This is a genomic window from Azospirillum sp. Sh1 (assembly GCF_008365135.1).
GTDB classification, from domain to species: domain Bacteria; phylum Pseudomonadota; class Alphaproteobacteria; order Azospirillales; family Azospirillaceae; genus Azospirillum; species Azospirillum oryzae.
Genome location: NZ_VTTK01000009.1, coordinates 148,144 through 166,288 on the forward strand (window position 1 = coordinate 148,144; position 18,145 = coordinate 166,288).

The 18,145-nt window shown below is 69.5% G+C and carries 17 protein-coding genes; 5 read left to right on the plus strand and 12 right to left on the minus strand.

Annotation, left to right across the window (positions count from 1 at the left end; translation table 11 throughout):
• Nucleotides 1–29: 29 nt before the first annotated feature.
• From FZ029_RS12015 to petA, 3 genes are read right to left on the minus strand one after another with little or no spacing between them, the layout of a single operon-like run.
• Entirely contained in the window at nt 30–791 is a 762-nt protein-coding gene (locus tag FZ029_RS12015; protein WP_149199246.1) for a cytochrome c1, read from the minus strand.
• Nucleotides 791–2,059: a cytochrome b/b6 gene (locus tag FZ029_RS12020; RefSeq protein ID WP_149199245.1), complete on the minus strand. Its 1,269-nt coding sequence runs from the start codon at nt 2,057–2,059 to the stop codon at nt 791–793. Before FZ029_RS12020 ends, FZ029_RS12015 begins: the two co-directional genes overlap by 1 nt.
• Nucleotides 2,060–2,087: 28 nt before the next feature.
• Nucleotides 2,088–2,657, minus strand: a complete 570-nt coding sequence (gene petA, locus FZ029_RS12025; protein WP_109075514.1) for a ubiquinol-cytochrome c reductase iron-sulfur subunit — start codon at nt 2,655–2,657, stop codon at nt 2,088–2,090.
• A gap of 272 nt (nt 2,658–2,929) precedes the next feature.
• On the opposite strand from petA, the gene FZ029_RS12030 reads away from it, so the two are divergent.
• Together FZ029_RS12030 and hemF are read left to right on the plus strand one after the other, a co-directional pair.
• A complete protein-coding gene (locus tag FZ029_RS12030; RefSeq protein ID WP_149269495.1) occupies nt 2,930–3,409 on the plus strand; it encodes a tRNA (cytidine(34)-2'-O)-methyltransferase in 480 nt (159 codons plus the stop codon).
• Nucleotides 3,406–4,281, plus strand: a complete 876-nt coding sequence (gene hemF, locus FZ029_RS12035) for an oxygen-dependent coproporphyrinogen oxidase (RefSeq protein ID WP_149269444.1) — start codon at nt 3,406–3,408, stop codon at nt 4,279–4,281. Before FZ029_RS12030 ends, hemF begins: the two co-directional genes overlap by 4 nt.
• 15 nt (nt 4,282–4,296) lie before the next feature.
• Here hemF and FZ029_RS12040 read toward each other — a convergent pair whose 3' ends face one another.
• The gene (locus tag FZ029_RS12040) at nt 4,297–4,638 is read right to left on the minus strand and encodes a hypothetical protein (protein ID WP_149269445.1); all 342 of its coding nucleotides are present in this window, start codon (nt 4,636–4,638) and stop codon (nt 4,297–4,299) included.
• A 130-nt stretch (nt 4,639–4,768) separates the two neighbouring features.
• Between FZ029_RS12040 and FZ029_RS12045 the strand changes: the two genes are divergently transcribed.
• On the plus strand, nt 4,769–5,908 hold the full coding sequence (locus FZ029_RS12045) for a DNA topoisomerase IB (protein ID WP_149269446.1): 1,140 nt from the start codon (nt 4,769–4,771) through the stop codon (nt 5,906–5,908).
• A gap of 175 nt (nt 5,909–6,083) precedes the next feature.
• Here FZ029_RS12045 and FZ029_RS12050 read toward each other — a convergent pair whose 3' ends face one another.
• Nucleotides 6,084–8,078: a SpoIIE family protein phosphatase gene (locus FZ029_RS12050; RefSeq protein WP_149269447.1), complete on the minus strand. Its 1,995-nt coding sequence runs from the start codon at nt 8,076–8,078 to the stop codon at nt 6,084–6,086.
• Nucleotides 8,079–8,314: 236 nt separating this feature from the next.
• Between FZ029_RS12050 and FZ029_RS12055 the strand changes: the two genes are divergently transcribed.
• On the plus strand, nt 8,315–8,689 hold the full coding sequence (locus FZ029_RS12055) for a hypothetical protein (RefSeq protein ID WP_149269448.1): 375 nt from the start codon (nt 8,315–8,317) through the stop codon (nt 8,687–8,689).
• A gap of 13 nt (nt 8,690–8,702) precedes the next feature.
• Here the strand turns inward: FZ029_RS12055 and FZ029_RS12060 are convergent, their stop codons facing one another.
• From FZ029_RS12060 to wrbA, 3 genes are all read right to left on the minus strand, one after another.
• Nucleotides 8,703–9,074, minus strand: coding sequence for a hypothetical protein (locus tag FZ029_RS12060; protein WP_149269449.1), 372 nt, complete (start codon nt 9,072–9,074; stop codon nt 8,703–8,705).
• A gap of 62 nt (nt 9,075–9,136) precedes the next feature.
• Complete coding sequence (locus tag FZ029_RS12065; protein WP_149269450.1) at nt 9,137–10,102, minus strand: glutathione S-transferase family protein; 966 nt, start codon at nt 10,100–10,102, stop codon at nt 9,137–9,139.
• Between the two features lie 36 nt (nt 10,103–10,138).
• Nucleotides 10,139–10,741 (minus strand): NAD(P)H:quinone oxidoreductase, encoded by a 603-nt coding sequence (gene wrbA, locus FZ029_RS12070; protein WP_109151748.1) that lies wholly within the window; start codon nt 10,739–10,741, stop codon nt 10,139–10,141.
• 142 nt (nt 10,742–10,883) lie between these two features.
• Here wrbA and FZ029_RS12075 point away from each other — a divergent pair, with 142 nt between their 5' ends.
• Nucleotides 10,884–11,819: a LysR family transcriptional regulator gene (locus FZ029_RS12075; protein ID WP_149269451.1), complete on the plus strand. Its 936-nt coding sequence runs from the start codon at nt 10,884–10,886 to the stop codon at nt 11,817–11,819.
• A gap of 6 nt (nt 11,820–11,825) precedes the next feature.
• Here FZ029_RS12075 and FZ029_RS12080 read toward each other — a convergent pair whose 3' ends face one another.
• The 4 genes from FZ029_RS12080 to tagH all read right to left on the minus strand — a co-directional run bounded on the left by FZ029_RS12080 (nt 11,826) and on the right by tagH (nt 18,119).
• Nucleotides 11,826–12,218 carry a hypothetical protein gene (locus tag FZ029_RS12080; protein WP_149269452.1) on the minus strand — a complete coding sequence of 131 codons (393 nt, stop codon included), beginning with the start codon at nt 12,216–12,218 and terminating at the stop codon, nt 11,826–11,828.
• Between the two features lie 161 nt (nt 12,219–12,379).
• Complete coding sequence (locus FZ029_RS12085) at nt 12,380–14,056, minus strand: alpha/beta fold hydrolase (RefSeq protein WP_149269453.1); 1,677 nt, start codon at nt 14,054–14,056, stop codon at nt 12,380–12,382.
• An 8-nt stretch (nt 14,057–14,064) separates the two neighbouring features.
• Nucleotides 14,065–16,377 carry a protein kinase gene (locus FZ029_RS12090; protein ID WP_149269454.1) on the minus strand — a complete coding sequence of 771 codons (2,313 nt, stop codon included), beginning with the start codon at nt 16,375–16,377 and terminating at the stop codon, nt 14,065–14,067.
• Nucleotides 16,378–16,430: 53 nt separating this feature from the next.
• Nucleotides 16,431–18,119: a type VI secretion system-associated FHA domain protein TagH gene (tagH, locus tag FZ029_RS12095; protein ID WP_149269455.1), complete on the minus strand. Its 1,689-nt coding sequence runs from the start codon at nt 18,117–18,119 to the stop codon at nt 16,431–16,433.
• Nucleotides 18,120–18,145: the final 26 nt, after the last annotated feature.

Below are 18,145 nucleotides of genomic sequence, written 5' to 3' on the forward strand. Positions count from 1 at the left end.
TCTCAAATCGCCTCACCGAACCATCGGGCTCAGTGCAGCGTGCTCCACAGCTTGCGCTTGGCGGCGTACATCAGGCCGGCCAGCACCAGCAGGAACAGGATGACCTTGACGCCCATCTGCTTGCGGGCATCCAGGTGCGGTTCGGCGACGAATGTCAGGAAGGTCGCAACGTCGTGCGCCTGCTGTTCCACCGTCGCCTTGGTGCCGTCGGCGAAGGCGACGCCGTCGGGCTGCAGGATGTTCGGCATGCCGACCTGATGGCCGGGGAACACCTTGTTGTAGTTCATGCCGTCCATGATGTGGACGTCGGGCGGCGGCTCCCCGAAGCCGGTCAGGAAGGCATAGAGGTAATCCTCGCCACCGACGCGGGCCTTGGCCATCAGCGACAGGTCCGGCGGCAGCGCGCCGTTGTTCGCCACGCGGGCGGCCTGGTCGTTCGGGAACGGCGACGGGAAGCGGTCGGCCGGGATGCCCGGACGCATGAACATCTCGCCCGCGTCGTTCGGACCGGCCTGCACCTCATAGCCGGCGGCGAGCGCCTTCAGCTCGTCTTCCTTGAAGCCGATGCCGGCCAGCGTGCGGATCGGCACCAGATGCATCGAGTGGCAGGCCGAGCAGACTTCCTTGTAGATCTGGAAGCCGCGCTGCGCCGCCGCCTTGTCGATGGTGCCGAAGATGCCGGAATGCGGCCAGCTCTGCTTGGGGATGTGCACGCCTTCGGAGGCCTGCGCGGCCCCGGCGATGCCGAGCGCCAGCGCCGCCGAAAGGATTGCAGTCTTCAACGCGCGCATCAGGCCTTCTCCATCGGCTTGGCATGGGCGCCGGCGGCGATGCCACCACCGCCCTTCAGAACGGACTCGGAGATGCTGGTGGGAAGCGGAGGTGTGCGCTCCAGCTTGCCCAGCAACGGCAGCAGGATCAGGAAGTGGAAGAAGTAGTAGGCGGTGCCGATACGCGCGATCAGCAGCCACGACCCCTCGGCCGGCTGCGAACCGGCATAGCCCAGGATCAGGGCGTCGATCGCCAGGATCCAGAAGAACTGGCGGTAGATCGGGCGGAACTTGCAGCTGCGGATCTTGGAGCGGTCGAGCCACGGCAGGAAGGCCAGCAGCGCGATCGAGCCGAACATCGCCAGCACGCCGCCCAGCTTGTCCGGGATCGCGCGCAGCATGGCGTAGAAGGGCAGGAAGTACCATTCCGGAACGATGTGCGCCGGGGTCACCAGCGGGTTGGCCGGAATGTAGTTGTCCGGATGGCCCATGTAGTTCGGCATGAAGAACACGAACACCGCGTAGATGATCAGGAAGATCACCACGGCGAAGCCGTCCTTGACCGTCACGTAGGGGTTGAACGGAACGGTGTCCTGCGGACCCTTGGGCTCGATGCCGAGCGGGTTGTTCGAACCGCAGACATGCAGCGCCGCCGTATGCAGGATCACCAGACCCAGCAGGACGAAGGGCAGCAGGAAATGCAGCGCGAAGAAGCGGTTCAGCGTCGGGTTGTCGACCGAGAAGCCGCCCCACAGCAGCGTGACGATGGGATCGCCGACGATCGGGAAGGCAGAGAACAGGTTCGTGATGACGGTGGCGCCCCAGAAGCTCATCTGGCCCCAGGGCAGCACATAGCCCATGAAGGCGGTGCCCATCATGACGAGGAAGATGATGACGCCCAGGATCCACAGGATCTCGCGCGGCGCCTTGTAGGAGCCGTAATACATGCCGCGGAACATGTGGATGTAGACGGCGATGAAGAACATCGACGCGCCGTTGGCGTGCACATAGCGCAGCAGCCAGCCGTAATTCACGTCGCGCATGATGCGCTCGACCGAATTGAAGGCCAGCGAGGTGTGCGACGAGTACTGCATCGCCAGGAACAGGCCGGTGGCGATCATGATGACCAGCATGATGCCGGCAATGGCACCGAACGCCCACAGATAGTTGACGTTCCGCGGCATCGGGTAGTGATTGTACTCGTGATCCAGCATCGTGAAGATCGGCAGGCGGCTGTCGATCCAGTTCACGACCGGATTCTTGAACTTGGTGGCTTGAACCTGAGCCATCTCGGGGTCTCCAGAACCGTTGGGCCGCTTAACCGAGCCGGATCTTGGTATCGCCGGTGAAGGCGTACGTCGGAAGGACAAGGTTGGCGGGGGCCGGGCCCTTGCGGATGCGCCCAGCGGTGTCGTAGTGCGAGCCGTGGCAGGGGCAGAACCACCCGCCATAGTCGCCGCGCGGATCGGTGACCTTCTGCCCGAGCGGCACACAGCCCAGATGCGTGCAGATGCCGATGACGATCAGCCATTCCGGCTTCTTCACGCGGGCATCGTCGGCAACCGGATCGCGCAGGTCGCCCAGATTGACCGTCTTGGCGGACTCGATCTCTTCGGCGGTGCGGTGGCGGACAAAGACAGGCTTTCCGCGCCAGGTGACCGTGATCGCCTGGCCGACGGCCACGGGGGCCAGATCGACGTCGATGGAGGCGAGCGCCAGGGTGTCGGCCGCCGGGTTCAGGCTGTCGATGAAGGGCCAAGCCGCCGAGGCCGCCCCGACGACGCCGACCGCACCGGTGGCAAGATACAGAAAATCGCGGCGGGAACCCCCCTCGCCGCCGGAGGCCGCGTGGCCACCCGTCCCGGGCGGATGCGTGGTCTGAGCCATAAGCCTGTTTCTCCTCAAGGCATGCCCGACGCCCTTTGCCCGCGCCGGACGACCGATGGACCGTAATACTGCAAGACGCGGCTAGCCCGCCCGCCGGAAGGAAAACCCTCAGGCATGCCGCGTCGGTCCGGAGTGGGTATCTCCGGATTCAGACCTGCGGTATACCGTCGCGTCGACATCTTGAAAAGTCCTTGGCCGGGGGACAATTTGTCGCGTGTGCGAAGGGCAAGAACATTTGTATGCAAAACAAACACTTCGAAGCAAGGCCCGCGTTGCGCCTTGTGCTGTTCGAACCCGACATTCCGCAGAATGCGGGGACGCTGATGCGACTCGCGGCGGGGCTCGGCGTCGCGCTCGACCTGATCGAACCCTGCGGCTTCGTGCTGGATGACCGCCGGTTGCGGCGCGCCGGGATGGACTATCTGGACCATCTCGACTGGGTCCGGCACAGCTCGTGGTCCGCGTACCGCGCGGCGCCGCAGGCCGGGCGGCTGGTGCTGCTGACCACGCGGGCGGCGATCCCCTACACCGACTTCCGCTTCGCCCCCGGCGACCGCATCCTGGTCGGCCGCGAGAGCGCCGGGGTGCCCGACGAGGTGCATGACGCCGCCGACGCCCGGCTGGTGATCCCGATGGTGCCACCCGCCCGCTCCTTGAACGTTGCGGTCAGCGCGGCGATGGTGTTGGGTGAGGCCTTGCGGCAGACTGCCGCACAAGAGACGCGGCGAACCGCCGGACAGGATACGCCATGACAGCCGACCCCAGCATCGTCGAAGACCGCAAGATCCGCGCCGCCGCCTGGTTCCAGGAGTTGCGCGACCGCATCTGCGCCGCCTTCGAGACGCTGGAGGACGAACTGACCGGCACCCATGCCGACCTGCCCCCCGGCCGGTTCGAGCGCAAGAGCTGGACCCGTCCGGATCATGCCGGCGGCGAGGGCGGCGGCGGCACCATGTCGGTGATGAAGGGCCGGGTGTTCGAGAAGGTCGGGGTCAACATCTCGACCGTCCACGGCACCTTCAGCCCGGAATTCCGCGCCAACATCCCCGGTGCGGCCGAGACCGGCGCGTTCTGGGCGGCGGGGATCAGTCTGGTGGCGCACATGCGCTCGCCGCTGGTGCCGGCGACGCACATGAACACGCGCCACATCGTGACGACCAAGGGCTGGTTCGGCGGCGGCGCCGACCTGACGCCGATGATCCCGGACGACCGGGACACCGCCGACTTCCATGCCGGCCTGCGCGCCGCCTGCGACCGCCACGACCCGGACTATTACCCGCGCTACAAGGAGTGGTGCGACCGCTATTTCTACCTGCCCCACCGGGACGAGGCGCGCGGTGTCGGCGGCATCTTCTTCGACAATCTCGAGTCGGGCGACTGGGAGGCCGATTTCGCCTTCACCCGCGATGTCGGCACCACCTTCCTCGACAGCTACGCCGCGCTGGTCCGCCGGCACATGAACCGGCCCTGGACCGCCGAGCAGCGCGAGCACCAGCTGATCCGCCGCGGCCGGTACGTCGAGTTCAACCTGCTCTACGACCGCGGCACCACCTTCGGCCTGAAGACCGGCGGCAACACCGAGGCGATCCTGATGAGCCTGCCGCCCGAGGTGAAGTGGCCCTGACCTGACGGCCCCGACCTAGCGGCGCTGCCCCATCTGCAGCCCTATCTGAACCCAGGGCGCCCAGGCCTGCCGCACCATCTCGCCCCACAGCCGCATCGGCGCCATCCACAGTTCGGCCATGCCGGCCGCCGCCGCCATCGGGTCGGCACCCGGCTTCCCGCCGACGGGGCCGGCCAGCAGCAGCGGGGTCATCAGGCTGGGGGCGAGCAGCTTGGCCACAGCGTCGAAGGATGGGGTGGCGCGGAACTGGATTGCGATCACCTCCGCCCCATCGTCGCCGGCCTCGCGGTGGCGGATCTGGATTTCCAGGTTCGGCAGATGGGCGGTCAGCGTCGTTTCGTCCGGCTTGCGGTCCATGCTCAAGCACTCCGTTCGTGTTTCTGGCCGGGGGTCTGGCTGCGTCAGGATAGGGTTTTTGCAACTGCGAAGAAACCCTCTCCGAAGGGGGTAGCGGCAACCAAATGCGGCGCCGGCCGTTGATGGGGCTATGGACAGCACGCTCCCCCCGTCCGATCTGGCCCCACCCGATGCGGTCTCCCCCGACGCGGACACCCCCTCGCCCGAACAGGAAGCCGCCTGCGCCGGGCTGACCTACAGCACCGACGAGATGCCCGGCATCCGGCGGCGGCGCTGCGGCAAGGGCTTCCGCTACCTCCGGCCCGACGGCGTCGCAGTGACGGAGGAGGACACGCTGGCGCGCATCCGCAAGCTGGCGATCCCGCCCGCCTACCGCGACGTCTGGATCTGCCCCGATCCCGACGGCCATCTGCAGGCGACCGGCCGCGACGCCAAGGGACGCAAGCAGTACCGCTACCACCGCCGCTGGACCGAGCTGCGCGAGGGCACCAAATTCGGCCGCATGCTGGATTTCTGCCGCGCCCTGCCGCTTCTGCGCGAGCGGGTGAATGCCGACCTCGGCCGCCGTGGTCTGCCGCGGAAGAAGGTGCTGGCCGCCGTGGTCCGGTTGCTGGAAACCACGCTGATCCGCGTCGGCAACGAGAGCTATGCCCGCGAGAACAAAAGCTACGGCCTGACCACGCTGCGCGACGGCCACACCGAGATCGAAGGGTCGGAGGTCCGCTTCTCATTCAAGGGCAAGTCGGGCAAGGAATGGAACGTCTCGTTGCGCGACCGCCGGCTGGCGCGCGTCGTCTCCGCCTGCCGCGACGTGCCGGGCGACGAGCTGTTCCAGTATCTCGATGCCGACGGCCAGCGCCACGCCGTGACCTCCGGCGACGTCAACGCCTATCTGCGCGAGGCGACCGGCGCCGATTTCACCGCCAAGGACTTCCGCACCTGGGCCGGCACCGTGCTGGCCGCGATGGCGCTGCGGGAGTTCGAGAGCTTCGACAGCGCCAGCGCCGCCAAGCGCAACGTCACCCGCGCCATCGAGCAGGTCGCCACCCGCCTGGGCAACACCCCCAGCGTCTGCCGCAAGAGCTACGTCCACCCCGAGGTGCTGGACGCCTATCTGGAAGGCGCCCTGCTGGAGTCGCTGAAGCGCGAGGTCGAGGCCGAGCTGCGCGACGAACTGGCGGGGCTGAGTGGTGAGGAGGCCGCAGTGCTGGCCTTCCTGCGCGAAAGGCTGGAGCGGGAGACCGCATCTCGGGCGCGGGAGAAGCGGTAGGGGTGATGTAGAGGTATCGGCTGAAGATGCCCCCTCCCTAACCCTCCCCCGCTCTGCGGGAGAGGGGACTGCCGCCGCTTCAGCATTTACATCACGCCGCCAAGGCGTCCTACCCCCTCTCCCGCGTCAGCGGGGGAGGGATGGGGAGGGGGCATCGTCAGCCAGCAACTTCCCCTCAAACCGCCTCCGCCGCCTCCGTCACCGGCAGCAGACGGCGCATGACGAGGCAGACCAGATCGCCGGCGATCAGGCCGTCCGCCCCCACATGGGCCTGCACGCTGCGCAGCACCAGTTCGGTGCGGTCGCGGGCGGACATGCCGCGGCTGTGGGCCAGGGCGGCGGCAAGCCGCTCCTCGCCGAAGGGCTCGCGCTGGCCGTCGACGGAGCGCAGCACGCCGTCGGTGCACAGGAACAGCGTCTCGTCCTGGTTGAGCGTCACCACAGCTTCGGCATAGGGCGCGCCACGGCGGACGCCCAGCGCCGGGCCGCCGGTGGCGGTCAGGAACTCCACCCCGCCATCGGCGGTGATGCGGCAGGCGCCGCGATGACCGGCGGCGGCATGGACCAGCGTGCCGGCCACACGGTCATAGACGGCGACGAAGACGGCGGCGAAGCCGTTGAAGGGGCTTTCGCCGCACAGCCGCTCGTTCGCAAGGGTCAGGATCGCCGCCGGGCCGACGCCCGGACGGGCGGCTTCGCGGATGGCGCCGCGCACCATCAGCATCAGGAAGGCCGCCGGCACGCCGCCGCCCGACACGCCGGCGGTGACAAGCAGGCTGTGCCTGTCGTCCAGTTCGACCACGTCATAGAAGTCGCCGCTGACGGTATGGCCCGGCAGCAGCATGCCGTAGAACTGGCTGTCGCGGCCGACCGGAAGCTGACGGGGCAGCAGGTTGGACTGCACGTCGCGGGCGGCGCGCTGTTCCTCCTCGATCAGCTGTTCGGCGGCGGCCAGCTTCTCCGTCTTGGTCTCCAGCTCCGCCCCGCGCATGACCAGCTGGGCGTCGAGAGTCTCCTCGCGTGCGCTCGCCTCCATCGCCATGCGGCGGAAGACGCGCGACAGCCGGCCGAACTCGTCGTCGCGGTCGGCGGCCTCGTTCAGGGTGAAGGGGTTGAAGCGGCCGGCCTCGACCGCCTTGACCGCCTCGCCCAACCGCTCCACCGGCGCCATCTGGTCGCGGGCGAAGCGCACGCAGGCATAGACGCCCAGCGCCAGCACGAGGACGCCGACCAGACCGCCGATCTTCAGCTGGCGGCTCAGCATCGCCCCCGGCTCCGTATAGGGAACCCGGACCACCGCGACCGTCGGCATGCCCGCAGCCGAACCCGCGGCGGTGGCGGGGCCGGCATAACGGATCGGCGCCAGGGCCAGCATGCTGTTGCCCGACACGCGGATCGCCACGTCGCCACCCGGCACCACCGCCTTCGCCGCCGCGGTGTCGGCGTCGGACAGCGGGCCGCCGGCCCCGTCGCCCATCACCGCCCCACGGGCCAGAACCCGCCCCTCGCGGTCGAGCAGCCATGCCCCCTCCACCGCGCGGGTGGCGAGCAGCCCGTCGATCAGGCCGTCGGTGCCGGAGTTGCGCACGATGTCGGCGAGGCGCCGCACGTCGGCGCCGACCTGGACGATGCGCGGCTTGTCGGCGCCGGTCACGCCGGCGAACTTCATCAGCTTGCCGTTCTCCATCGCCGGTTCGGAAACCACCGACGCGGGGGAGCGGTTCAGCAGGCCGGCATAGGCGCCGTGGCGCGGCCCGCCCTTGGCGTCCTGGCCGAAGACCGGGTCGGGACCGGCGAGATTGTGCAGATAGGCCCGGCCGCGGTTGTCGGTGATCCACATCTCGTCCGGGCCGCCGGTTTCGGCGATCTGCTTCAGCCGGTCGTTGATGGCGCGCGGCGGCTGCTTCGCCGCTTCCGCCATCGCCACCAGATGGGCGGTCAGGGTCGCTTCCGACAGCAGCCGTTCGGACAGCAGGGCGTCGACCTCCTGCGGAATGTCGCGGGCCTGGGCGGCTCCGCGCGCGAGCAGGCCGGCGGTCAGCCGCGCCTCCGCCTCGATCCGCTCGGTCAGGGCGGCGCGCGTCGTCCAGGCCATCGTCGTGGTGACCGCCGCGATCGCCAGCAGCACCAGACCGGTGACCAGCAGGATCAAACGCTGTTGGAACGTCATGGGATTGCGCCCGCCCCCTGTGGCTGAAGAAGCACTTGGCCTTTGCCACCGCTTCTACCGGTCCCGGGCGCGCAAGTCCAGGCGCCGGTCGGCCTGGGGAGGCGAACAGGGTGCCGCCCGGGGGCCCGGCAGGGGGCCAGGCGCAAGATTCGACCGCGTGCGCGACATTATATCTTTCGTAACCAGATGGTCGGTAAGACGGAAAGGACCCGCCGCCTTCCCGCTGGTGCACGCCCATGCCGATGAATGTCCTGGAAATCGCCGTCTATGCCATGGTCCTCACCGCCGGCCAGCCGCATCCCTTCGAATGCGTCGCGGTCAAGCCGGAGGGGGTGAACTGCACCAACGGCCTGTCGGCGAAGGCCGACGGCCCCAACCTGCTGTTCAACACCGGGGTCCAGATCATCAAGGACCGTCAGGGCCGCGTGCAGCTGAGCAACGGGCTGCAGACCCGCTTCGACAGCTCCGCCTGGGTGGAATTCCAGGATGCGGGCAAGAAGCCGGTGGTCAGCGTCCGCAAGACCGGCCCGCTGCGCTTCAAATTCTCCAACGGCTTCCAGTGCGAGGCGATGGGCAGCCCGGAAGACATGGCCCGCTGCTACAAGCCCTGACGGCAGTCTCTGCTCAGCGGCTGATGCCGCGGCGGTCCATTTCGTCTTCGATGGCGCGGCGGTTCTGCCGGATCTGGCGCTGTTCCTCGCTCAGCCGTTCATACTGGTTGCGCAGGTCGCGGTCGGAATAGTCGCCGTAGGCATTGCCGCGGCGATTGCCGGACGATCCTTCCTGGCGGCGGCCATCTCGATTCACGTCGCGCTCGTCGCCAGCGCGGTCATTGCGGTCCTGCGGATAGGCGTTGGGATTGACGGTGCGGTTCAGCTGGTCGAGCGCCCCGCCCCATCCGCTCTGCGATTGACCATTTTGAGATTGGCCGGTCTGGGCCAGCGCCGGTGACGAGACGGCCAGGACGGCGGCGGCCGCCAGGATGACTGTACGCATCGGACGTATCCCCTTCATGCGGTTGTCGTTCTCTTATCGACAACCGCCGGGGAAGCGATCCGTTACGATTCCAGGGGATCGGGACCCAGATCACCACGGCCGTGCGGGGCGTCGAGGTCCAGTTCCGGCCCCTTCGGCACGATGCCGGTTGGATTGATGGTGGCGTGGCTGCCGTAGTAGTGGCGCTTGATGTGATCGAAATTCACCGTCTCCGCCACGCCCGGCACCTGATAGAGGTCGCGCAGATAGCCGGACAGGTGCGGATAGTCGGCGATCCGCCGCTTGTTGCACTTAAAATGCCCGACATAGACGGCGTCGAAGCGCACCAGCGTGGTGAACAGGCGCCAATCCGCCTCGGTCAGGCGGTTGCCGGCCAGCCAACGTTGGGTCGCCAGCCTGGCGTCGAGGTCGTCCAGCGCGGCGAACAGCGCGTCGAATGCGGCCTCGTACTTGTCCTGGGAGGTGGCGAAGCCGGCCTTGTAGACCCCGTTGTTGACGGCGTCGTAGACGAAGGCGTTGACGCGGTCGATCTCCTCCACCAGCTCCGGCGGGTAGAAGTCGGTGCGCACGTCGGTGAAGGCGTCGAACTCGCGGTTGAGCATGCGGATGATCTCCGCCGACTCGTTGTTCACGATGCTGCCGGTCTTCTTGTCCCACAGCACCGGAACGGTCACCCGGCCGCTGTAGGCGGGATTCGCCTTCAGATAGACCTCGTACAACCGGCGGGCGCCGGTGACCGGCTCCGGCTCGGCGAAGGTCCAGCCGTCCGACAGCATCAGCGGATCGACCACGCTGACGCCGATGACATCATCCAGCCGCTTCAGCTTGCGGAAGATAAGCGTGCGGTGTGCCCACGGGCAGGCCAGCGACACCATCAGGTGATAGCGGCCGGCCTCCGCCGGGTAGGGGGTGGAGCCGTCGGCCGACACCCGGTCGCGGAACTGCGCCTCCGTCCGGACGAACGCGCCGCCGGTCTTTTTGGTGTCGTACCACTGGTCGTGCCACTGTCCGTCGATCAGCAGGCCCACGGCTCCCTCCTCTTCTTCAGCGTTCTTGAAGGCTCATCAACCGTGCAGCTTGGTCGCGATCTCGGCGACATGGCGGCCCTGATAGCGGGCGCCGTCCAGTTCGACCGCGCTCGGCCGGCGCGAGCCGTCGCCGTCGGCGATGGTGCTGGCACCGTAGGGCGAGTTGCCCATCACCTCGGACACGCCCATCTGGCCCTGGAAGGAATAAGGCAGGCCGACGATCACCAGCCCCAGATGCAGCAGCACGGTGTGGGTGCTGAGGATGGTGCTCTCCTGCCCGCCATGCTGGGTGGCGGTGGAGGTGAAGGCGGCGCCGACCTTGCCGACGAGCGCGCCCTTGGCCCACAGCCCGCCGGTCTGGTCGAGGAAGTTCTTCATCTGCGAGGCCATGTTGCCGTAGCGGGTCGGCGTGCCGATGACGATGGCGTCGTACTGCGCCAGTTCGTCCACCGTGGCGACGGGGATGTTGCTCTCGTCCTTGTAATGAGCGGACTGGCGGACGGCCTCCGGCACCAGTTCGGGCACGCGCTTCACCGCCACCTCGGTCCCGGCGACGGAGCGGGCGCCTTCGGCCACCGCCTGCGCCATCTCCGACACATGGCCCCAGCTGCTGTAATAGAGGACCAGAACCTTCGCCATCGCCGTCACTCCCTGTTTCGTTGAACGATCACGTCGCCGCGACCGGTGCCGGCCCGGCGGTGACACCAGAGATAGGGCGAAGTGTGCGTTCCGGTAATCCCGGATCTTGGCACCTCATTGTTTCCGGGTGTACAACAATGCCATGGATCGCCTCGACGACATGCTCGCCTTCATCAAGGTGGTGGACACCAAGAGCTTCACCGCCGCCGCCGACCGGCTCAACCTGTCGAAGTCGGTGGTCTCCCGCCGCATCGGCGAGTTGGAGAACCGGCTCGGCGCGCGGCTGCTGAACCGCACCACCCGCAAGCTCAGCCTGACCGAGGTCGGGCAGGCCTATTACGAGCGCTGCACCCGCATCCTCTCCGATCTGGAGGAGGCGGAGCAGGCGGTCGCCGACCTGCATGCCGCACCGCGCGGCCGGCTGCGGCTGAACGCGCCGGTCAGTTTCGGCATCCTGCATCTGGCCCCGGCGGTGGCGGAGTTCCTGGAGCGCTATCCGGCCATTGAGATCGACATGGACCTGAACGACCGCACGGTCGATCTGATCGACGAGGGCTATGATCTGGCGGTGCGCATCGGCAAGCTGCGCGACAGTTCTCTGATCGCCCGGCGGCTGGCCCCGGCGCGGATGGCGCTGTGCGCCAGCCCGGCCTATCTGCAGAAGCATGGCGTGCCGGAGACGCCGGACGATCTGGCCAACCACAATTGCCTGATCTACACCAACGTCCCCACCCCGGACCTGTGGCCCTTCATTGTGGATGGGGAAACACGCAGCGTTCGGGTTTCAGGGCCGATCCGCAGCAACAACGGCGACCTGCTGCGCGAAGCGGCGTCGGCCGGCGTCGGCTTCATCATGTCGCCGACCTTTCTATGCGGACAGGCATTGACGCGCGGCGAACTGGTCAGCGTGCTACACCGCCATGTCCCGACGGAGGTCAGCGTCAACGCTGTCTATCCGCAGAACCGCCACCTGTCGCCGAAGGTGCGGGTGTTCGTGGATTTCCTGGTCCAGCGCTTCGGCCCACGCCCCTATTGGGACTGCGCGCTTCTCGACACGCTGCCCCAGGACGAAGGCTGATGAGGTTCACGTCGGCTGGTTCGGCCGGCGGCGGGAGCGCAGGTTCAGCGCGGTGATGAAGTTCGGCTGCTGGCCGACCACCGGGCCTTGCGGCACCGGCTTCTTCGCGGCGGTGGACAGGAAGCCGCCGACCCGGCCGCGCAGTTCGACCGCATGGTGCGCCGCCTCGTCCGCGGTTTCCGCCACCTGGCGACGGACGGACGGTTCCAGCGTGTTGAAGGCGCGGGAGGCGAATTCGAAGGCCGGCTGCGATTTGGTTGCGATCACCTGACGCAGCGCCTTGGACACCAGCACCGTGTCGAGGCCGCCCGGCCCCTCCACCCCGTCCAGCACGTCGGCGAGGATGCCGATGGCCTGGATCGTGCGGTTGTCGTCCAGCGAAAGGTCGTGAGCGTCCATACGGGTCTTCCGATCGTCTCAAGCGGTACGGGTCTCGCCCCTGCGGACACCCGGGTTGCACCGACTGAATCATAGTGTTTGCGCCGGCATCTGGCAATGGACGCCGGATCGGCCAGCGGTGGAATCGTTAAGACCGCGCTTGGACGATCACGGCTGGATGGTCAAGGCCGGGTTGCGAAGGTCGGCGGCAGCAGCCGTTCAACGCAGGCGCCAGCATCGCCCACGGCCAGCGTCTCGACGAAGCGGGCGGCGGCGTTGCGGCCGCACAGGCTGGTGCCCAGCACGTCATGCCCGATGCCGCGGAAGGACAGCAGCGTCGCGCGCGGCAGGCTCCGCCCCATCGCCTCGGCCCGCGCCGGGGCGGTGAAGGTGTCGTAGGCGCCGGTCAGGATCAGTGCCGGCACATCGGCCGCCACCGGCCGGTAAAAGGACGCATCGACCGGCGGCAGCCCCAGCGCCGGACAGGCGGCGTCGTAATCGGTCTCCACCGCCTCGGCCATCACAAAAGGGCGCAGGTCGGCGGCGGCGCGGCGGGCGGCGGCGGCGTCGATGTGCGGACGGTTCTCGCGGCAGCCGACGGTCAGGTTCAGGCCATAGGCCAGACTGTCCAGCACGGTCCAGATCGGCGGCGGCATCACCAGGGACAGCACGGCCGGGTCGTCCACCCGCCCCGTCGCCGCGGGATCACCGACGATGCGGTCGAGACGGTCGAGCAGAGCCGGCACCGCCACCATCCCGTCGCCGCTGCCCAGCCGCAGCGCCAGGACGCCCGCCAGGATCGGCCAGTCCAGGCGCAGGTCGGTCTCCCGCCCGGTGACGGGATGGCGCAGCCGCAGCTCCAGCGGTCGCCGCTCCAGCGCAGCCGCCAGCCGTTCGACCGCCTGCCCCAGCCGGGGGAAGGCGCGGGCGCAGTCGGGCTGGGCGGCGCAATCCTCGACCATCCGGCGGTGGGCCTGCCGGATGGCGGTGAGACGGTCGAGGTCGAGCCACGTCGCGTCCGCCGTTGCCGGAGAGTTCAGCACGAGGCTGCGCACCGCCGCCCCGTCGATGCGCAACAGCGCCTGCGCCAGCACCCCGCCGTACGAGGTCGCCACCACGTTCCAGCGCTCGACCCCCAACGCGCGGCGCAGCGCCGGCAGGTCGGCCGCGCTCTGGCCGCTGTCGAAATCCTCCAGCCGGTAGCCGGCACGGCGCAGCGGCTCCAGGCAGGCGGTGGCGTCCTCCGCCGTCACGCCGCCGAACCAGTAGCGCAGCGGGTCCAGCCCCGGACAGCGCAGCGACGGTTTCGACAGGCCGGTGCCGCGCTGATCGACCAGGATGACGTCGCGACCGGCCCGTATCGGCGCCAGGATCGCGGCGGTGCCGCGCAGATCGTCGCTGCCGCCCTGCCCCGGCCCGCCGCTGAGCAGCACCACCGGGTCGGCGGCCGGCGCGCCGTTCAGTGCCGGCAGGATCGTCACGAACAGGTCGACCGGCGGACTGTCCGGCCGCTGCCAGTCGGACGGCACGCGAAAGGACCGGCAGCGCGGCGCCGGCCCGGCCGGCAGCGGACCGTCCGGGCAGCGGGCCTCCGCCAGCGCGGGGAGAGCCGGCTGGACGGGAGCGACGGCCGGGACCGCCGCGGGAAGAGGGGCCGGGACGGGAGCGGGGACGGGAGCCGGGATGGCAGGTGGCGGCTCCACCGCCACGATCTGCGGCGACGCCGGGGCCGGGGCCGGGGCCGGGGTTGTGGACGGGCTGGCCAGCCGGTCGATGCCGAGGCCGAGCAGCCCGCCGGCCAGCGCGCAGAGCACCAGAAGGCCGCCGATGATGGCGAGACGCCGGCCGCCGCCTTTCATCGGCGGTGCTATTCGGCGATGGTGGCGAAGAAGGCGGACTGGGCGACCACACCGCCCTTGGCCTCCGCCTTCGCCAGCGCCCCGCGCAGGCTCGCCAGATAGGGGCCGGCCGGCTCCACCTCCTCGCGGTCGGCGGGGAACAGCGGTTCGCGGGTCACCAGCGCCAGGATCATCGCCGGGCCATAGGGCGGGGCGATGGTATAGACGCGGTCGCTCGCCGATTTCGCGACGCCCAGAGTCACCGGCCGGCCGGCCTCCAGCCGGTCGTCGCGGCGCAGCCGCATCGGCACCATGTGGATCGCGTTGCCTTCCATGTCGATGTAATCGACGGTCAGGTAACCCGAGGTCCCGGCGGTCACGGTGACTTCCAGCTTGTCACCCTTGCGGTAGACCATCGACGGCCGGTTGAAACCCAGCCCCAACGCAGCGTTCCCCTGCGCCTCGGCCCGCGCCGGCAGTCCGGCGACGCCCAGCGCCTCGCACAGCGGCCAGGGCCGCACCGCGACCTGCGCATCGACGTCGATGCCGGCCGGCAGGGCGGTGATCGCCGCCTTCAGCGCCCTGGCATCGTCCTCCGTGCCGACATAGCCGCCGATCCGCAGCCCGTTCGCGGCTTCGGCCGTCCTGACTCCGGCGCAGGCGAATCCGCCGGCGGCCGTCTCCACCGCCTTGCGCGCCTCGGCCGGCGTCAGGCGCGGGACCGGTGGAGCGACGGGAAGAGCCGCCTGTTCGACCTTCGGCTGCGGCTGAGGTTGTGTCGGTGCCGGGGGCCTGACGGTCTGGACCGCCGGGGTGATCGGCAGCGGCGGAACGGCCGGCTCGGCCTTCGGCTGGACCGGGCTGGGCGGCAGGGCGTCCAGTTCCACCCCCTCCTTGGCTGCGGGCGGCGGTGCGGGTGGGGGCACCGGGGCGGGGGCGGAGGTGCCGAGCGGCGCCGTCGTCATGCCCGTCGAGGGCGGCGGAACCGACGCGGTCGTGACCGGCGGAGCCGCATCGGTCGGAGTCGGCGCGGTCGGAGCTGGCGCGGTCGGGGTAGCGGCCTGCTTGGCGGGTGGCTGCGATTGCCCGAACAGCAGGAAACCGGCGATGCCGGCCGCCACCAGACCGCCGACCCCGCCGGCGATCAGGCCGACCGGCGCCTTCTTCGCCTCCCCCCTGGTTTCCACCTTGGCTTCCGCCTTGGTTTCCTGGGGGGCCTTGGCCGCCACCGTCGGCGTCACCACCGTCCTCGTCTCCTTTTCCGGCGTGGAGACCGGAAGGGAGGTGTGTTCGAAAGGCGTGATGTCCGCGGCGCGGCGGGTCAGGGCGCCGACCAGCTCCGCCATCGTCGCGGCCCGGTTCTGCGGGTCCGGCTCCAGCATCGAACAGAGGACGCCGCGCAACGGCTCCTCCACTGCCGACAGGTCGGGCACCGACATGCGCCGCTCGATCATCGCCTGCGGCGTGCGGCCCATGTCGAGCGGATGCCCCAGCGCCGCCGCGGCCAGCACCAGACCGGCGCTGTAGATGTCGGACTGCGGCCCGACCTGCCCGCCGAACAGACCGAACTGCTCGGGCGAGGCGAAGCCGTATTTGCCGGCGAAGCCGTCGCCGATGACTGTTCCCGCCCCGGCGGCGGTCTGCTTGGCGATGCCGAAATCGATGATCTTGGCGTTGGCGATGTCGCGGCCGGGCAAGATGACGTTGTCGGTCGACATGTCGCGGTGGATGATGCCGCGCTGGTGCGCCGCCGCCAGACCGGAGGCAATGCGGTCGAGCAGCACGGCGACCGACGCCGTGTCGAGCGGACCGGCCTGCAGCACCTCGTGCAGCGACGGGCCGTCGAGGAACTCCATCGACAGCAGAAGCCGGCCGAATTCGTCGCGGAAGACGCCGTCGTAGGACACCACCGCCTCGTGCCGGATCTCCCGCAATGCCGCCGCCTCGCGCCGCAGCAGCTCGACCATCTTGGCGTCCTGCGCCAGTTCCGGCCGGATCACCTTCACCGCATGCCAGGTGTCCATGTCGACATGGCGGGCGCGGTGGACCTCGCCCATGCCGCCGCGGGCGATCAGCCCCTCCACCCGATAGGTGTGGCTCAGCAGCGTGCCCGGCCCGATCGGTTCCGGAACGGCCCGGACGCCTGACGGCTCCACGCCCGAAGCGGTAGAGGCCGGCACCGGGGTGGACGGTACCGGTGTGGACGGTATCGGTGTTGCTGGCGGCGCCGTCAGCCGGGTGGCCTGGGGATCCGCCCCTGTTTCCGTGCCCGTATCCGCCCCCGCGCCGGCGGCGGGCAGGATGGCGGTCGGCTCGTGGCTGTCGTCGGGGGGCTGGGCCATGGAAGGGGCGTGGTCCGGTCAGGGGGTTGATGCGGCGGCGAAGTCGGGCGGGTTCAGTCGGGCTTTCCGCTGTCGGCACCGCCCGCACCGGCAGTACCGCCGTCGCGGCGGATGAAGCGGTCGTATTCACGGGCGATGGCATCGCCGACGACGCGGTCGAAATCCTCCTCCAACTCGACCACCAGATCCTTGTAAAGGACCTCGTACTGATCCCAATAGCGGGCCTTGCGCGCGGCCGGAACGAGGCTGTCGAGGAGCCGGGTCTCCAGCCGCTGGCTGAGCGCGCCGGGATCGAATTTGGCGACCACCTGCTTCAGCGCGGTCTGCAGCGCCGCGGCATAGGCGAGGTGATGGACCTGCACGTCGCTCGCCGCCTCGCGCACCGCGTCGCCCATCGGCAGGAAGCCGCGCAGGCGCGGGTTGGCCAGCACCGACACCGCTTCGTCCAGGGTTTCGCAGCGCTTCAGCGGGTTCTCCCCGGTGGGGCGGAAGCTGGTCTGCTCCAGATGGAACTCGTCCTTGAAGCGCGCCCGCGCCCGCAGGCTGGCATGCAGCGCCCCCAGGCTGGCGCGCAACGCCTCGCCCAGGCTTCGCATCATGGCGGTGGGATCCGGCAGCCCGTCCGGCGGCAGCGGAGCGCCGAACCCCTCGTAGAAGGCGGCGACCGCCGCACCGGCATCGGGCGCCGCCAGTTGCGCGGACAGCGGCGCCGGTGCCGGCGTTGGTGGAGGCGCCGGCATCGGCCTTGGCGCCGGAGCCGGCATCGCCGCGACCGGACGGGGAGCGAGGTCGGTATCGTCCGGCAGCGGGTCCGGTTCCGGCGGCGGGGCCGATTCCGGAGAAAGAACCGGGGCGGCGGATTTCAGCGGCAGGTCCGGCGCCGCCTGATCGGGCAGAGTCTCGTCGATGTTCCAGTCGTCCGGCAGCGCCTGGGTCGATTTCGGCGGCGGGAACGACAACGGGTCCGGGATGGCCGGGGCCGCCGGCTGCGGCATGCCGAAGAGGTCGTCGTCCCAATCGTCGGGGATGCCGCCGCCGGACGACAGCTGCGGCTCGTCCGGGAACGGGGCCGGGAACGGGGCCGGGGCCGGGGCCGGGAAGGAGACGCCGACCGACACCGCCTGGTTCAGCGGATCGGAATGGTCGTCGACGGTGCCGAAATGCCAGTCGTCCGCCCGCTCCCGCGCTGCCGAGCCGCTGCTGGAGGAGGTCCAGGAATCGAACGGCTCAGCCTCCGAACGCAGCGGCTGGCTTTCGAAGGGGCGCGCCGTCGGATCGTCGAACAGCTCGTCGAACGGGTCCTGCTCAGCGGCACGGCTTGCGGGGGCGTGCCGCGCCGGCGCCGGAGCGAACGGGTCGGCCTCCCCGCCTCTGCCGCCCAGCGTGAAGGCCCCGGTGATTTCGGTGAAGCTGGGGGCGCTCAGCGATTCCACCATCGCCTCGATGATGAAGCGGCCGACGCGGATGCGGTCGCCCGACGACAGCGGCGCCGTCCCGTTGCGGCCGATCGGCTGCTCCGATCCGTTGAGGAAGACGCCGTTGGTGCTGGTGTCGGTCACTCGGAAGCCGGACCCGGCCGCTTCGAACACGCAATGCTGGCGCGACAGCAGCAGGTCGGGATCGGGCAGGATCCAGCCGTTCTCCACCCCCCGGCCGACGGTGAGGCTGCCGCCATGCAGCGTCTTCTCGGCATTGCCGCCCAGGGACGCCCGATGGTCCGACACGATCCTCAGCCTCAGCATTCCACCATCTCCACCGCTGGCATCTC

Excerpts from the sequence above, each read along its gene's own strand:
- FZ029_RS12075 (WP_149269451.1), top strand. The coding sequence starts at position 10,884 with ATGGATCGCCTCGACGACATGCTCGCCTTCATCAAGGTGGTGGACACC.
- FZ029_RS12085 (WP_149269453.1), bottom strand. The coding sequence starts at position 14,056 with ATGAAAGGCGGCGGCCGGCGTCTCGCCATCATCGGCGGCCTTCTGGTG.
- FZ029_RS12020 (WP_149199245.1), bottom strand. The coding sequence starts at position 2,059 with ATGGCTCAGGTTCAAGCCACCAAGTTCAAGAATCCGGTCGTGAACTGG.
- FZ029_RS12050 (WP_149269447.1), bottom strand. The coding sequence starts at position 8,078 with ATGACGTTCCAACAGCGTTTGATCCTGCTGGTCACCGGTCTGGTGCTG.
- hemF (WP_149269444.1), top strand. The coding sequence starts at position 3,406 with ATGACAGCCGACCCCAGCATCGTCGAAGACCGCAAGATCCGCGCCGCC.
- FZ029_RS12045 (WP_149269446.1), top strand. The coding sequence starts at position 4,769 with ATGGACAGCACGCTCCCCCCGTCCGATCTGGCCCCACCCGATGCGGTC.
- petA (WP_109075514.1), bottom strand. The coding sequence starts at position 2,657 with ATGGCTCAGACCACGCATCCGCCCGGGACGGGTGGCCACGCGGCCTCC.
- FZ029_RS12090 (WP_149269454.1), bottom strand. The coding sequence starts at position 16,377 with ATGGCCCAGCCCCCCGACGACAGCCACGAGCCGACCGCCATCCTGCCC.
- FZ029_RS12080 (WP_149269452.1), bottom strand. The coding sequence starts at position 12,218 with ATGGACGCTCACGACCTTTCGCTGGACGACAACCGCACGATCCAGGCC.
- FZ029_RS12060 (WP_149269449.1), bottom strand. The coding sequence starts at position 9,074 with ATGCGTACAGTCATCCTGGCGGCCGCCGCCGTCCTGGCCGTCTCGTCA.
- FZ029_RS12015 (WP_149199246.1), bottom strand. The coding sequence starts at position 791 with ATGCGCGCGTTGAAGACTGCAATCCTTTCGGCGGCGCTGGCGCTCGGC.
- tagH (WP_149269455.1), bottom strand. The coding sequence starts at position 18,119 with ATGCTGAGGCTGAGGATCGTGTCGGACCATCGGGCGTCCCTGGGCGGC.
- FZ029_RS12040 (WP_149269445.1), bottom strand. The coding sequence starts at position 4,638 with ATGGACCGCAAGCCGGACGAAACGACGCTGACCGCCCATCTGCCGAAC.
- FZ029_RS12055 (WP_149269448.1), top strand. The coding sequence starts at position 8,315 with ATGCCGATGAATGTCCTGGAAATCGCCGTCTATGCCATGGTCCTCACC.
- wrbA (WP_109151748.1), bottom strand. The coding sequence starts at position 10,741 with ATGGCGAAGGTTCTGGTCCTCTATTACAGCAGCTGGGGCCATGTGTCG.